16 protein-coding genes are annotated in these 14,591 nt (G+C 47.5%); 5 read left to right on the top strand and 11 right to left on the bottom strand.

All coding sequences use genetic code 11. The features are described 5' to 3' along the window. The first annotated feature begins 24 nt into the window (after positions 1-24). Positions 25-207, top strand: a complete 183-nt coding sequence (locus J7619_RS24480) for a hypothetical protein (protein WP_291205022.1) — start codon at positions 25-27, stop codon at positions 205-207. Here J7619_RS24480 and aroC read toward each other — a convergent pair whose 3' ends face one another. Both aroC and J7619_RS24470 read right to left on the bottom strand, forming a co-directional pair. After that, the gene (gene aroC / locus J7619_RS24475; protein ID WP_291205019.1) at positions 208-1,287 is read right to left on the bottom strand and encodes a chorismate synthase; all 1,080 of its coding nucleotides are present in this window, start codon (positions 1,285-1,287) and stop codon (positions 208-210) included. Between the two features lie 5 nt (positions 1,288-1,292). Next, entirely contained in the window at positions 1,293-2,663 is a 1,371-nt protein-coding gene (locus J7619_RS24470) for a BatD family protein (RefSeq protein ID WP_291205017.1), read from the bottom strand. Positions 2,664-2,795: 132 nt separating this feature from the next. Between J7619_RS24470 and J7619_RS24465 the strand changes: the two genes are divergently transcribed. Then, entirely contained in the window at positions 2,796-3,002 is a 207-nt protein-coding gene (locus J7619_RS24465) for a hypothetical protein (protein ID WP_106594050.1), read from the top strand. Between the two features lie 92 nt (positions 3,003-3,094). Here the strand turns inward: J7619_RS24465 and J7619_RS24460 are convergent, their stop codons facing one another. The 6 genes from J7619_RS24460 to J7619_RS24435 all read right to left on the bottom strand — a co-directional run bounded on the left by J7619_RS24460 (position 3,095) and on the right by J7619_RS24435 (position 9,071). Further along, positions 3,095-4,837: a tetratricopeptide repeat protein gene (locus J7619_RS24460; RefSeq protein ID WP_291205012.1), complete on the bottom strand. Its 1,743-nt coding sequence runs from the start codon at positions 4,835-4,837 to the stop codon at positions 3,095-3,097. A 90-nt stretch (positions 4,838-4,927) separates the two neighbouring features. Continuing rightward, positions 4,928-5,875 carry a substrate-binding domain-containing protein gene (locus J7619_RS24455; RefSeq protein ID WP_291205009.1) on the bottom strand — a complete coding sequence of 316 codons (948 nt, stop codon included), beginning with the start codon at positions 5,873-5,875 and terminating at the stop codon, positions 4,928-4,930. 221 nt (positions 5,876-6,096) lie between these two features. Further along, on the bottom strand, positions 6,097-6,921 hold the full coding sequence (locus J7619_RS24450) for an energy transducer TonB (protein ID WP_291205006.1): 825 nt from the start codon (positions 6,919-6,921) through the stop codon (positions 6,097-6,099). A 27-nt stretch (positions 6,922-6,948) separates the two neighbouring features. Next, on the bottom strand, positions 6,949-7,530 hold the full coding sequence (locus tag J7619_RS24445) for a biopolymer transporter ExbD (RefSeq protein ID WP_291205002.1): 582 nt from the start codon (positions 7,528-7,530) through the stop codon (positions 6,949-6,951). A gap of 25 nt (positions 7,531-7,555) precedes the next feature. Then, complete coding sequence (locus tag J7619_RS24440) at positions 7,556-8,170, bottom strand: biopolymer transporter ExbD (protein ID WP_291204999.1); 615 nt, start codon at positions 8,168-8,170, stop codon at positions 7,556-7,558. A 61-nt stretch (positions 8,171-8,231) separates the two neighbouring features. Further along, a complete protein-coding gene (locus tag J7619_RS24435; RefSeq protein ID WP_291204996.1) occupies positions 8,232-9,071 on the bottom strand; it encodes a MotA/TolQ/ExbB proton channel family protein in 840 nt (279 codons plus the stop codon). Between the two features lie 627 nt (positions 9,072-9,698). Between J7619_RS24435 and gatC the strand changes: the two genes are divergently transcribed. Continuing rightward, positions 9,699-9,986, top strand: a complete 288-nt coding sequence (gene gatC, locus J7619_RS24430) for an Asp-tRNA(Asn)/Glu-tRNA(Gln) amidotransferase subunit GatC (RefSeq protein WP_090156047.1) — start codon at positions 9,699-9,701, stop codon at positions 9,984-9,986. A 24-nt stretch (positions 9,987-10,010) separates the two neighbouring features. Here the strand turns inward: gatC and J7619_RS24425 are convergent, their stop codons facing one another. From J7619_RS24425 to ruvX, 3 genes are read right to left on the bottom strand one after another with little or no spacing between them, the layout of a single operon-like run. Beyond that, positions 10,011-10,802: an amidohydrolase gene (locus tag J7619_RS24425; protein WP_291204990.1), complete on the bottom strand. Its 792-nt coding sequence runs from the start codon at positions 10,800-10,802 to the stop codon at positions 10,011-10,013. 25 nt (positions 10,803-10,827) lie between these two features. Beyond that, the gene (gene def / locus J7619_RS24420; protein ID WP_291204987.1) at positions 10,828-11,415 is read right to left on the bottom strand and encodes a peptide deformylase; all 588 of its coding nucleotides are present in this window, start codon (positions 11,413-11,415) and stop codon (positions 10,828-10,830) included. A 48-nt stretch (positions 11,416-11,463) separates the two neighbouring features. Next, positions 11,464-11,877 carry a Holliday junction resolvase RuvX gene (gene ruvX / locus J7619_RS24415; RefSeq protein ID WP_291204984.1) on the bottom strand — a complete coding sequence of 138 codons (414 nt, stop codon included), beginning with the start codon at positions 11,875-11,877 and terminating at the stop codon, positions 11,464-11,466. 118 nt (positions 11,878-11,995) lie between these two features. On the opposite strand from ruvX, the gene recJ reads away from it, so the two are divergent. Beyond that, positions 11,996-13,708, top strand: a complete 1,713-nt coding sequence (gene recJ, locus J7619_RS24410; RefSeq protein WP_291204981.1) for a single-stranded-DNA-specific exonuclease RecJ — start codon at positions 11,996-11,998, stop codon at positions 13,706-13,708. Positions 13,709-13,727: 19 nt separating this feature from the next. Beyond that, positions 13,728-14,459, top strand: coding sequence for an LPS export ABC transporter ATP-binding protein (lptB, locus tag J7619_RS24405; RefSeq protein WP_291204979.1), 732 nt, complete (start codon positions 13,728-13,730; stop codon positions 14,457-14,459). The last annotated feature ends 132 nt before the right edge of the window (positions 14,460-14,591 follow it).

The raw sequence follows: 14,591 nt of genomic DNA, 5'->3' as shown, positions 1-14,591 counted from the left end.
AATATGTAGTCAGTGAAACTTAGCTTGAGAAACGCTGTACTTATCCTTCTTGCCGGTATGATCGTGCTGGCGACCGGTTCGTTTTTAAACTCTTCCAGAACACAATTCAGCGACCCTGTCATTCTAAGCGGGCTCGCGATCGAGTTCATCGGGACAATCTGGCTGGTGTTATACCTCAACCAGCGCCGCAAACGTCACAAAGCCTGATTACAACTTTGCCGATCTGTTTCTCAGATAAAAATCGGCCAGGACCAATGCCGTCATGGCTTCTACAATAGGCACTGCACGTGGTACCACGCAAGGGTCGTGACGCCCTTTTCCCTGTACAATTGCGACATTTCCGAACTGATCCACGCTTTCCTGATCCTGCATAATCGTAGCCACCGGCTTGAATGCCGTGCGGAAGTAAATATCCTCGCCATTGGAAATACCGCCCTGAATACCACCCGAATGGTTGGTACGCGTGTGTACATTGCCATTTGCGTCGGTATAGAAGGCGTCGTTATGCTGCGAGCCGGGTAACAACACCCCGTCGAAGCCGCTACCGTATTCAAAGCCTTTTACAGCATTAATGCTCAGCATGGCTTTCCCAAGCTCGGCGTGGAGTTTGTCAAAAACAGGCTCTCCCCAACCGGCCGGCGTACCTTTCACGACGCAGTTAACAACTCCACCGATGGAATCACCCTGCTTGCGAATGCCGTCGATATAATCGAACATCTGCTGGGCCATTTCAGGGTCCGGGCAGCGAACGGCATTGTTTTCCGTTTCAGAAAGATCCAGTTCCTGATAGCTTTTTCCCAGCTTCATGGTACCCACTTGTGATACGTAAGCCTGAATACTCACACCCAATTCTGCCAGCATCAGCTTCGCAAGCGCACCCGCGGCAACGCGTGCGGCCGTCTCACGCGCGGAACTGCGCCCGCCCCCGCGATAGTCGCGAACGCCGTATTTAACCTGGTAAGTGTAATCGGCATGGGAAGGCCTGAATTGGGCCGCTATATGCGAGTAATCCTTACTACGCTGGTCCTCGTTCCGGATCACCATTGCGATGGGCGTACCGGTCGTTTTTCCTTCGAATACACCGGACAATACTTCGAATTCATCCGCTTCTTTGCGCTGCGTTGTAATTCTCGACTGTCCCGGCTTTCTACGGGTCAGTTCACTTTGAATAAAATCAGAATCAAACGTCACGCCCGCCGGGCAACCTTCGATCACTACACCTATCCCCACTCCGTGCGATTCACCGAAAGTGGCGATTTTAAATATCTTGCCGTATGTACTGCCCATTAAACTTACTTTCTAAATACCCAAATCATTGTTACCAACAACAGCACGATGACGATGTTGGTTAAATCTTTTAAAATCTTTTTATAGTCGATCGTCTCGCGGCCGCTGTCAAGGTTTTCCAGGTTATCGTACAATCCCGATGAGCCTGAAAGCGACAAGTTAGTCAATTTGTAATCTTCTCCCCTCACTTCCAGCGATGCCTCCGATCTGAGCGTATCGTATTTCTCTTTTTCGACATTGAAATAAATCCAGTGAAAATACCTTCCCAACGGAAATTCGCCATCCTTTCGCGGAACGACAAAATAGTTGAATGTCTTTTCGCCGACAACGCTTTGGTAACTACGCTTTGTAATCTGGCTCACCTCAGGCGGGTAAATATCAAACGAAGAGCTCGCCTGGATTACCGGCGCGGGGATAGCTGTAATATTGCCGACCCCCTCCACCTTGAACATGTATCTGACACTTTCACCCGGATACACCAGATCGCTCGAAAGTCTCTCGTTCAAACTATATTGCCCTACCGCCACCTGGTCGCGCAACGGGTGATCGGGGAGTTGCCTCACGACTACTTCCACTGGTCGCGAGTAGAATCCTTTGACCAGCTTTTTCTCCACATTCACTGCCCTTCCGCTTTCGGTCACCAGCATATCCAGCTTCACCGCAGGTAATCGGATATCTTCTGTGGTGATTGGAAAGAACCTGGCCTGGTACATATTGTACTCGGCAAATTTCCGGCCCCGGATCGTCACCTTGCGCTTGATGATTTCCTCTACACCCACATTCTCTTCCCAGCAATTCACTGGCCTTAAAGCCTTCAAAATCCCCTGTAACTGCTCGTTGAAACGGTAAAATTCCATTTGCACCGGCGCATTTTCAGCGATATAAAGGGATATGCGGACCGCAAAACCTTGTCGGATATAAACCTGCTTTTTATCGGTCTGGACCGACAAAAACACCGACTGGCTATTGTCCTCAACCTCTCCTACGTCCACGTTTTCAGCCGCTACCGCATTCTCACCTTCCTCCCCCGACTTCGCAAATACAACCATAGTTTCCTCGGAGCGCAACTTCGTATTATTGACGGTCAGCGTAAACTCGGGGATAAGATAGTTTCCCGCCTTCGTTGCATAATATTCCTGTGTAATTGTCTGGATAACTACCTTTCTTCCATCCACCGTGCTGACCGAGCTCGTGGCCGACTTGCTTCTCTTCTCCAATTCCTTGATTTCCGGAAAGATAACCGATGGCCTTGTCTCCACATCCCGTAGCACTACGGATATCAGAAACGGCTGATCCAGTGTCAGATTCTTCGGTCCATACTCGATTGTCGCAGCATTGTCCGGTGTCTGCGCCAGAGAAATACTAAAAAAACACAAAAAAATATTTAATAACGCATATAATTTCATTTCAGTTTTTCGTTATCTTTATTGGAATTGCTGAAAACGAAGCGTTTTAAGGGTTTCTCTTTGTTTTATCGTTGTCCCTAAACCACAAAACTACATAATACTATGGCCTCGATGCTTGAATACATTAAAATTATTCTCCAAAAAGTCAGCTTCGACCGCAAATTATTTGAAAAAGAACTCCGAAAAGCGATACGCATGTTAATGCCCGCTGAGATCAAAAGACTTAGACAATGGTGTTACGACCATTATGCGACTGTCCACCTGCCAGTGTTGAACACTTGTTTTGAAAGACTTTCACCGTCGAATTAGCAACAATAACTACCATTTGATTATCGAGAGCTTATAAAATAAGAAAGCCGCCCGGATTCGGGCGGCTTTCTTGCTTATAGCCTTTTCGGGGCTTATTTTTTCTTTGGAGCAGGCTTTGCAGCTGTTCCGGCAGCAGGTTGTGCAGGTTGAGCAACCGCCAATCCCAACGCCTCTTTCGCAGCAGCATTGTCCGGGTCTACTTTAAGTAATTTCTCCCAGTACTCCTTCGCCTTCGCTTCGTCTTTCAATGTCGATTGCGCGTGGAATGCGAGGTAGCCATACGCCAGTTTCAGATAAGACTTGTATTTGCTTGGATCCGGATCTTTCTCGGCCAATTCCGTCAATTTCAGGTAGTATGGCTGTGAAATACCTTTGTCCACATTTTCCTGTCTGTCGTACGCATTGTAAAGCGTACTTGCACGCCAGTAGTATCCATAAGGCCAATCCGGCAATTTCTTGGTTACTGTCGCGAAGATTGAATCCGCTCTCAGGTACTGGTTACGTTTGTCAGTAGCGATTTTCGCGCTATCAGCAAAATTAGCGTCGCCAGCTTTCGGAACGATGATTCCCTGAGCAGTCTGGAAGTTTGCAAGACCTTCGTAGTAGTAGTCGTTCGCTGTTGCTTTCGCAGTATCCAAACCATTACCTTTTGCATAAGCAGCAGCAGCTTTAGGATAATCTTTCGCAGCGTAGTACAAACCAGCTACTTCTTTGTAAGCAGCAGCAGCTTCGGCTTTGCTGGTGTCCATTTCAGCACCTTTTTTGATATACTCCATACCCAGCGAGTCGTAGCCTTTTCCATCAGTTGATTTGGCATTGAGCGCACGGCCGAGGTATTTATAGTCGTCACCGATTACTTTTTCAGGAGAAGCTTTGATGAACTCCTCCAAATTCTGGATAGCTTCGTCAGGTTTATTGGTTTTGAAGTAAGCCCATCCGTACATACGTTTTATGATCGTGTTGTTCAGCTTGCCTTTTGCTTCTTCCAGGAATTGAAGCGACTTAGTGTAATCATCAGCCGTAAATGCGAACTGTGCACCGCGAAGTTTCATTTCGGGATCAGTGCTACCACTTTTTTGCAGATAAAGGTCGAAGTTTTCAGCAGCTTGCTTGAACTTCTGAGCAAAGAAGTAAAGCTCCGCGAGGTCTTTGTAAGCAGGGGCAAAATTAGCATCAGCTTCGATCGCTTTCTTGTAGTTTTCCAAAGCGAGGTTATAGTTCTTACCACGGAGGTAAACAGAACCGATCGCATTGTGTGCAGCGGCATAATTTGGTTTTGCCGTCAAAGCATATTCGTAAGCTGTTACCGCGTTACCACCCTCGTTACGCAGCATCAACGCGTCACCTTTTGCGATGTAAGCATCCGCCAGGTTCTTATCACGTTTAACTGCGAGGTCCAGCAAACGGATTGCCTCAGCAGGGTCGTTATTTTTCTCGAAAAGTGTATAAGCTTCACCTATTCTGTAAAGAACCTCAGCATCCTTGCCCTTTTTCTTTTCAGCGGTATCGAAAAGCTCTTTCGCTTTCGCGCGATCGCCTTTCGCTAATGCTACTGTTCCAAGACCTACCTGGTTCAGGTAAGATTTCTCATCCAGCGACAAGCCCTTTTCGAATGCTTTCTGCGCCTCATCCAATTGGTTGGTTTTGATATAGTAATAACCAAGGTAATATTGGTTATCAGCAGAAGGGCTTCCCTCGGCAAGCTTTTTAAGCAAAGCGCCTGCTTCATTGTAACGTTCTCCAACGATTAATGCTAAGCCATCCTGTACCGTCTGTGCGTGTAAGTTAACAAACGCTAATAAACCAAATACCAATGCTACTAATTTCAATCTCATGTTTCTGTTCATTTTTTACCCGGTTAAAATAATGATAAAAAACTTGGTTTTTCAATAACAAGCCCCAAATCTACTAATTGTTTACATTCACTATAACTCTTTCTTAACTTCCAGTTCGCGCGGGTAAACTACCGTTGGCAGCAGACCCATTTTCTGAATAATCAACCCTCCTACGTCCCGGGCAATGTAAGTCATCAACCCACCACCGAGTCCCGAGTACCCTTCCCGGCTGATAATATATAAATCCCTGTGCAGCGGATAACGCTTGAACTCCAATCCTGCCTGAAACGGCTGAATGTAGTCCGAAAGCGAACCTGGCTGGGCATCCTTTGCAACTCCCATCACCCGGATTCCCTTTGACAGCTCTTCCGAAGCCAGTGAATGTCCGTCACTGATCCAGTTCACCCCGATAAAGCCGAGGTGTGTCGGGTTATCCCTGACGTCTTTGATTACATTCTCGTTTGATCCCGCCGAAATAATCCTCAGCTTCTGGATATCCTTAATGCCAAACTTATTGAGGACAAAGTTCAGATTGCTTGCATTGGCATTATCAAAAACCAGCGTAATCAATCCCTCTTGCCCACCTTTAATCTCAGACCAGTCCGTCAATTTGCCTTCCATGATCGCTTTCAGCTCCGGAATCGTGATAAGGCTATCCGGATTGCTCTTTCCAATCACCAGGGCCAGTCCGTCCGTGGCAATGTGCTGAAACTTCTGGCTGCCTTTTTGCTTCCGAATAATTTCCAGCTCCTTGTCATTCAACTGCCGTGTTGCAAAGATAATCCTTGCACTATCATTCAATAGCTGTCGGATTGCTTCCTGCTCCGGTTTATAGTCCAGTTTGAAATGCGCTTCGGGATAGATTCCCTCATAGGCACTCGTCAGCGAATTGATCAGCGGTTTGAAAGATTCATCCGCCGCAATCGTGATCGTACCTTGCCGTGGGTTGTCCAGGTCGCTGTTGGAAGAGGTACATCTGAGTAATCCTGCAATACCGAGCGTCGCCAACAGCAGCAGTCCCGCCAATCTCTTTTTCATGACTCGTCGTCCTGGTTATTTCTAAACACTCTGTAACCCCGGTAGGCTCCGTATAAAATAAGCGTGCCAGCAAAAGCATACCTCCATACGCTGCCGATCGGCAGCAGTCTAAACGAGAAGGAGGAGAGGATCAAAAAGACCCCTCCTCCTACGTATGCCAGAGCCATTACCGAAGAGGCCAGATCACCGAGCTTTTCGTGCAATGGTTTCTCCCTCATGCCTTACTCCAATTGGAAGTTGATCGGCAGGTTATATTTTACACGAACTGCACGTCCTGACTGCTTTCCTGGCTTCCATTTCGGCATAGCTTTTACTACGCGGATCGCCTCTTCATCGCAACCAAAACCCAATCCTTTCAAAACCTGAACATCCTGGATACTTCCGTCAGTGTTAACAACGAAGGACATGAAAACCCTTCCGGAAACGTTAGCACGGGATGCCGCACTTGGGTACTTGATATTCTTTCCAAGGTACTTGTACATTTCTGCAGTACCTCCCGGGAATTCCGGTTGTTGCTCAACCACTGTAAATACCTTTTCAGGTTCAGGGGCTGCCTCTACTACTGTTCCTTTGCTAGGCGCTGCAACAGCTTCGGGGGCAACAATGATTTCATTCGCGTTAGGATCACCTTCTACGGTTTTATCCGCAACAACAGCTTCTTTAATTTCTTCAACTGTTGGTGGTGGTACCTCTTCGGGAACCTCTTCGTCCTTCTTAACCTCAGGAGGCAAGAATTTCACCGTGTTCACCTTTGGCGCTTCCACTGGTGGCGGCGGTGGCGGTGGTGGTTCTGCCGGGTCAATTGGCGGCGGTGGGATCTTCATCAAGTCCACTTCAACCATCGGCGCTTCTTCTTCCTTACCAGCCGTCAAAGTATTGATGATTGACGGTGTAAACATGGCAAGAACAAAAAGAGCAGCTCCGATTATAGTGGCCTTCGTCACATCTTTACGATACCCCTGACGAAGTTCAAAAGCTCCGTACGCCTTATTACGATCCGCAAACACTATATCATCCAGTGTTGCATTCGGGCTAATCTCTGCCATGGCGCTGTGATTAATTTTGTTTAAAAACTAGTTTTTTGGTTTGATTTTGTCACCCAGGACTTTCTTCTCCGCATCGGTCAAAGCGTCCACAAGTGCATAGCGCTTGGTTTTTGTAATCGCCATTTCGTCCAGAACATCTACCATGTTTTTATAAGTAGATACGTCCGTCGGCTTAATTACTACTACAAACGCGTCATTACCGTCTTTATCCTTTGGATTGGCCGCATTGATACGCTTCTGAGACGCGAAGATCACGCTTCTGAGATCGAACCCATAGCGGGTTGTCTTCAATTCAGTAGGTGCTTTATCGTCATCCGCAGCGATACCATCCAGATAATAAACGTCGTCATTCGCACCCATGAAAAGGGTTAGTACTTTCGACGCTTTCAAAGGTTCTGTCGGCTTTTCCTGATCTTCGGTTTTGTCAGGCACAGCGAGCGACATGGATGTCGGTTTAGACATTGTTGTCGCAAGCATGAAAAAGGTAATAAGCAAAAATCCTAGGTCCACCATTGGTGTCATGTCCACACGGGTGGACATTTTCTTACCGCGAACCTTACCACCACCTTTACCGTGCCCACCACCACCGGATTCTTCAATTGCTGCCATTTCTTCTAATTATTAAATGATAACATTATTCGTTTGTATAACCGGCCGGTGCTTGTTCGCTACCTGTGATCAGGTTGAACTTGTTAATATTCTGCGATTGCAGGTTAGCCAACACGTCTTTGAACGCAGGGAATTTCGACAGGTTGTCGCCCTTCAATGCAATACGTAGACCGCTATCCGCTTTACGCGCAGCATAAACCCAGTCTGCCAATTCGCTGGCGCCTGTGGAGTCAACCGGGATCCCTGGCTGCTTCACCTGGCTCATTTGCTCTTTTGGCATGTTCAACCAGGGCTTCAACTGATTCAGAGGAAAACCAAAGCTCGACTGCAGTGCAAACTTCGCCTTCTCAGTGTCAGTAAAAGTGATGCCTTTGGCTTGTCCAATGTTGTCCAGCATTGCCACACGGGTAGGCTGGGCATCAACTCCAAAGAACACTTTCCCTGTTTTGTCAATGCTAATGACCATGATCTTATCATCTGGCACTTTGATTTGCGAAATCGATGTAGGCGTTGTAATCTCTGCATCGTTCGACTTAAAAGTCGCCGTCATAATGAAGAACGTCAAGAGCAAGAAGGCAACATCCGTCATGGCCGTCATATCAGTATGCGGCGCATGTTTCTTAGGCCTTACCTTTCCCATACAAATATATAAGTTTTTTTTATATTAACGAAACTTCACTATAAAATAGTTCTGGGAACTATTAATAATGTGCAGCAAAGTTCGACTGAAGGCTCATGCCAATTTCGTCGATGCTGTAAGTAAGATCGTCAACACGGCTGTTCAGGTAAGCGTAAGAGATTGTTGCGATAGCCGAAGTACCGATACCAAGAGCGGTATTGATAAGGGCCTCAGAGATACCGGTTGCAAGAGCAGCGGAGTCAGGAGAACCTGATGTACCCAATGCCGCGAACGCCTTGATCATACCGATTACCGTTCCCAAAAGCGCCAAGAGGGTAGAAGCACCCGCCAGTGTAGCGATGATGGTAAGGTTTTTCTGAAGCATTGGAAGTTCAAGTGTAGTAGCTTCTTCGATCTCTTTCTGAAGAGCCGCCAGTTTTTGCTCTTTGTCGAGCGCAGTTTCAGTAGTCAACTGCTTGTATTTCAACAGACCTGCTTTGATTACGTTACCAACAGATCCTTTTTGTTTGTCGCATTCTTTGATAGCCTCTTCGATTTGGTTTTTGTCGAGCAGGCTTCTCACTTTACGAACGAATGAATCGATGCTGCCTGTTCCGCTAGCTTTGCTCAAAGTGATCAGACGCTCGATTGTAAAGGTCAATACAACAAGGAAACATGTCATCAAGATAGGTACGATAGGACCTCCCTTGTAAACGATTCCGTAGTAATCACCATCGATAGGGCCTTTTGCGTGATCGCCATCTTTGAAGTGTTCCGGAGCACCCAGAACGAAAATGTAAACGCACAATGCAATCGCAAAAAGGAGAGGGATTACCAATGCCGGGTTCAAACCGCCTTTGCCTTTAGATGCTGCCGCAGCAGGCTTTGGAGCTGGTGCCGGACTTGTAGCTTTCTTTTCCATCAGACTTACTTTTAAAGGTTAAATTGAGATTTTGGTTGTGAATTAAATAAAACTTTTGGTTTAAACTGGTTTTCGTAAAATAAAATTTTGAATGCTTTTCGGATAAACGACATCTACAAAAGTATGAGTTTTCCTTTTAAAAAAAAGCAAGCGTTTCGGCAGATTTTTTCTCAGATTTTTCGCCGAAAAGACTCCGAATTGCATATTTTAAAGAATGCCCTCCCTTCTATTTTTAGTAAAATTTCTAGTTTTAATACTGACTTCTAGGGATATAACCACCATCCCCAAACCTCTATATAATTGCACTCTTTGCGTTCATATGTAACAACATGTTTTTTAGTGAGGAGATTTGCGTTTCAAAATATTTCAAGATTACCTTAGAAAAGCAAATATTATTTTTCTCCTACTATGTGTCTTAACAACAATTTTAAATTTCAGCGACCGGGATTTTCTGCCGTGCCCTAAAGTTTGACTAAATCAATCCGGCCCGCGCCCCGATTTTTTTCGTCCTTGCAACCGCTTGTCACTCAATTTCCCTGACTATACCACTAGCGGAATGACAAAAATCCGGTAATTTTGGCTTTCCGCAGATAGCGTGTCCGTTAACTTAACAAATTCTTAAAATACATGAAGATCGATCAGGAGTCGCTCAAAAAGATCGCGCACCTCGCACGATTGGAGATCAGGCCCGGGGAAGAAGCGGCTCTCCTACAGAGTATGGATTCGGTTCTTACCTGGATGGACCAGCTCAATGAAATCAATACGCAGGGAGTGGAGCCTTTGACGCACGTGCTCGACGAAGAAAATAACTGGCGGGAAGATAAAGGCGCCAATACGCTCACACGGGAGGAAGCGCTCTTCAATGCACCGTCGAAAAATAGTACCTATATAATGGTACCGAAAGTGATTGAGTAAGTATAGGACACAATGTCCTATACCTCAACAGTGGATTTCAAAATCGTCGGCGTCCGACAATGCGGGAAAACTCTTCCGGTAAGCGAGCAGGTCCGCCTTCGAAATATGGACGACCTTTTCAGCCTCCTGGTTGGTCAGCATGCCCAGCGGCTCGCCCAGGTAATCGAGCGCTACGGAATCACCACGGTATTCCAGGCCGTTCCCATCGGTTCCGACACGGTTAACCCCCATCACGTAACATTGATTTTCGATCGCCCTCGCCTGCAAGAGCGTGCTCCATGCATGCGCGCGGCGCGCGGGCCAGTTCGCTACATATAATAGGATATCGTAAGGGTCGCTTTGCAAGTTGCGGCTCCACACCGGGAAGCGCAGGTCATAGCACACGAGCGGGCAGAGCTTCCAGCCTTTCCATTCGAATGTAAGTCTTGTATTGCCTGCGGTGTAATGATTATTCTCCTCCCCCATCCGGAAGAGGTGCCGCTTGTCGTTTTGCGCGTAGGAACCGTCCGGACGTACGCAAAGGAGGCGGTTAAAAAAACTGCCCCCTTCATTGACCGCGAAACTTCCCACCACCAATGCATTGTGCTGCTTCGCAATTTGCTTCATCCAGCGGGTGGTGGTCAGGTTCATCGGCTCGGCGAGCGCGGTATTCATCGTGAAACCGGTGTTAAACATTTCCGGAAGCACGATCACATCGACCGGTTCCGGCAATGCAGCCAGCTTTTCCTCAAAGGAGGCAAGGTTGGCTGTTACATTTTCCCAATGCAAATCGGCCTGGACCAATGCAATGGAAAGGATTTCCTTATTTTCCTGCATGACCGAATATTATATGGGTTAAAGCCTATCTGCGGCTTGGGAAACGCATGCGATAGTCGGCATCCACGTTTCCTTTTGAAATATCAGTCAGCTTCTTCTTGATAAACTGCTTTTTGAGCGTCGGCAGGTAATCCACGAACAATTTGCCCAGCAAATGGTCGTATTCATGCTGGATGATACGCGCAGCCATACCCGAGTAGGTTTCCTCATGCTCGTTCCAGTCGAGGTCGCGGTAGCGGATGCGGAGTGTTTCGGGACGGTACACATCGCCACGGATGCCGGGAATGCTCAAACAACCTTCTTCAAACGCCCACTCTTCGCCGGTTTCTTCGAGGATTTCGGGATTGATGAACGTCTTTTTGAAATCGGCCAGTGACAAATCCGGCTCGTCATCTTCGTCTTCCTCATCTCTTTCGGCAAACGGCGTACCGTCGACCACGAAAACGCGGATATTCAGACCGATCTGCGGGGCGGCCAGGCCCACGCCGTTCGCTCCGTGCATGGTTTCGAACATATCCTCCGAAAGTTTCTTCAAATCCACTTCATCTTTTTCGATAAAACGGGTTGGTTTTCTCAGGATCGGGTCGCCGTATGCAACTATTGGATAAATCATGCTTATTAAAACTTTTGCTACCTATATAATATGTACTACTTACAAATTCTACCTCCGGCTTTCCATGAACGACTGGAGAATGATCGTGGCGCTGACTTTGTCGATATTGCCTTTATCGCGCCGGTCGCTTTTCTTCGACCCCGAAGCGATCATCGATTGCAACGCCATGGACGAGGTAAACCGCTCATCGTGCAAATGCACCGGAATTTCGGGAAATGCTTTTTGCAATGTTTTTACAAAGGCCGTAACCCTTGCGGCATTCTCGCTGTCGGTATTATCGAGTTTTTTGGGCATTCCTACCACAAATGCCTCGACCTGTTCTCCCGACGTATACTTTTTGAGAAAATCGGTGAGCTGATGCGTAGGAACCGTGTCGAGCGCGGTTGCAATAATTTTCAACGGGTCGGTCACGGCAATTCCGCTGCGTTTGGCACCGTAATCGATCGCCAGAAGACGTGGCATGGGCTTAAAATATGTTAATAGTTTGCAAAGATAAGACCTTTCGGTTAGCTTTTCCCGATCGATCACCCGATTGCACATTTTGGCTGCAAGCATTCCGGATTCCGATTATCTTTGCCGTATGATTGAAAAGCGCTGGATACATTACCCTCCCTTTACCTCTGAACAAGAACAGGTTGCACAGAGACTCGCCGAATCTTTGAAAGTAAGTCCCTCGCTGGCAACACTTTTGGTTCAGCGCGGCATTCTCGATTTCGACCAATCCCGCGATTTTTTCCGCCCCGAGATCAGGCATCTGCATGATCCGTTCCTGATGGCCGATATGGAGCAGGCTGTGGAACGCCTGATCAAAGCAATCGATTCCAATGAGAAAATACTGGTTTACGGAGATTACGATGTAGATGGTACTACTTCCGTGGCCATGTTCTATGGTTTTCTAAAAAGAATTTATCCAAATCTGGACTATTACATTCCCGACCGTTACGAGGAAGGCTATGGCGTTTCTTGGCAGGGCGTGGAATGGGCCGGGGCTAATGGCTATACATTAATAGTAACCCTCGACTGCGGCGTAAAGTCGGTTGACAAGGTGACTGTCGCTGCCGAAAAGGGCATCGACTTCATTATCTGTGATCACCACCGCCCCGGTGACGAGCTTCCACCGGCAGCCGCCGTGCTGGATCCCAAGCGGGAAGATTGTTTGTATCCTTATAAAGAGCTGACAGGCTGTGGCGTAGGCTTCAAGCTTTTGCAGGCATTTTGTATCAAGCAAGGCCTCGATCCTGAAATGCTGTACGATTACCTCGACCTGCTGGTCGTCAGCATCGCTTCCGATATTGTGCCTATTACCGGTGAAAACCGTGTTCTGGCCTATTATGGTTTACAAAGATTAAATGCGCAACCGCGGACGGGGATTAAAGCATTGATTCAGATTTCCGGAATCAGCGGCGCGCTGGATATTACCAATGTCGTTTTCGGACTCGGGCCACGCATCAATGCGGCCGGGCGTATCAAGCACGCGAAAGAAGCGGTGCGTTTGCTGCTTTCCGAAATCGAGGAAGAGGCCATGGAATTTGCGGAAGAAATTAACAAGCACAACAGCGAGCGCCGCAATTTCGATTCGAGCATTACCGAGCAAGCACTTTTTATGATCGAAAACGACGAATGGTTTTCGAATGCGAAAAGTACCGTATTATATAAGGAAGACTGGCACAAAGGGGTGATCGGGATCGTGGCCAGCCGGTGCATCGAAAAATACCATCGCCCGACGATCATCCTCACGCAATCGCACGGGAAAGCCGCCGGCTCCGCGCGTTCAGTGCCGGGTTTCGATGTGTACGAAGCGATTGAAGAATGCGCTGACCTTTTGGAACAATATGGCGGGCACACATTTGCCGCCGGCCTCACCTTACCGCTCGACAATGTAGAAGCATTCAGAACACGGTTCAATGAAATCGTGAGCAACCGCATCCAGCCGGACCAGCTGGTGCCCATGATCAACGTCGATATGCTGCTCGAACTGGAAACGATTACGCCGAAGTTTTACAATATACTCCGTCAAATGGGGCCATTCGGGCCAGGGAATATGACCCCGGTTTTCGAGTCAAGAAACATGACGCTCGTTGGGCGCCCCGTTTTGATGAAGGAAAAGCACATCAAGTTTGATGTAAAGCAAAACAACTCGTCGGTTTTCACGGCCGTCGGCTTCGGAATGGGACATTTTTATCCTGATATTGTCAACGGAAGATCGTTCTCGATATGCTATTGCCTCGAAGAGAATAATTTCCGTGACAAGAAAACCTTACAGCTTTCGTTGAAAGACATTAAGCTGCATTGAGGAAGAACTTAAACGAACAATGATACTAAGAACTGAAAACCTCGTGAAGAAATACGGGGTTCGTCTTGTCAATAACAATGTAAGCTACCAGGTTGAGCAGGGCGAGATCGTAGGATTGCTCGGGCCCAACGGAGCAGGCAAAACTACTTCCTTTTATATGGCCGTTGGTTTGGTGAAACCTAACAGCGGAAAAGTGTACCTCGACGACAAGGACATTACCAACCTTCCCATGTACAAGCGCGCGCGCCTGGGCCTGGGCTACCTTGCGCAGGAAGCGTCTGTTTTCCGGACACTGACCGTCGAGGAGAACATTAAGGCCGTGCTGGAAATGACCGATCTTCCCAAAGCGGACCAGAAACGGAAAGTGGAAGAGCTGATCGAAGAGTTTCACCTCGGGCACGTACGTAAAAGCAAGGGTATGGTCCTTTCGGGAGGCGAACGCCGCCGGACGGAAATTGCAAGATCGCTGGCGGTGGATCCGAAATTCATTTTGCTCGATGAGCCGTTCGCGGGTGTGGACCCTATTGCGGTTGAGGACATTCAAAGCATTGTCGCCAAGTTGAAACACAAGAATATCGGTATTCTCATCACCGACCACAATGTGAACGAGACCCTTTCAATCACCGACCGGGCGTATTTGCTGTTTGAAGGAAAGATACTGAAACAGGGAACTGCAGAGGAACTGGCGGAAGATGAAGTTGTGAGACGGGTATACCTTGGACAGAATTTCGAATTAAAACGGAAGATCTGAAAAGCCTCCAACATAGAAAAGGGAACGCTCAGGTGGCACTCCCTCTCTTACAATTATTCACCATGAACTGTATTACTAGTCGAAAGGAGTAACAGCGATGTTACTTCTTTGGGCACTTTTTACAATGCTTGC

It is taken from the genome of Dyadobacter sp., from assembly GCF_017744695.1.
GTDB lineage: Bacteria > Bacteroidota > Bacteroidia > Cytophagales > Spirosomataceae > Dyadobacter.
Note: the sequence above shows the minus strand (reverse complement) of the source record. Positions and strands in the feature narration are given on the sequence as shown.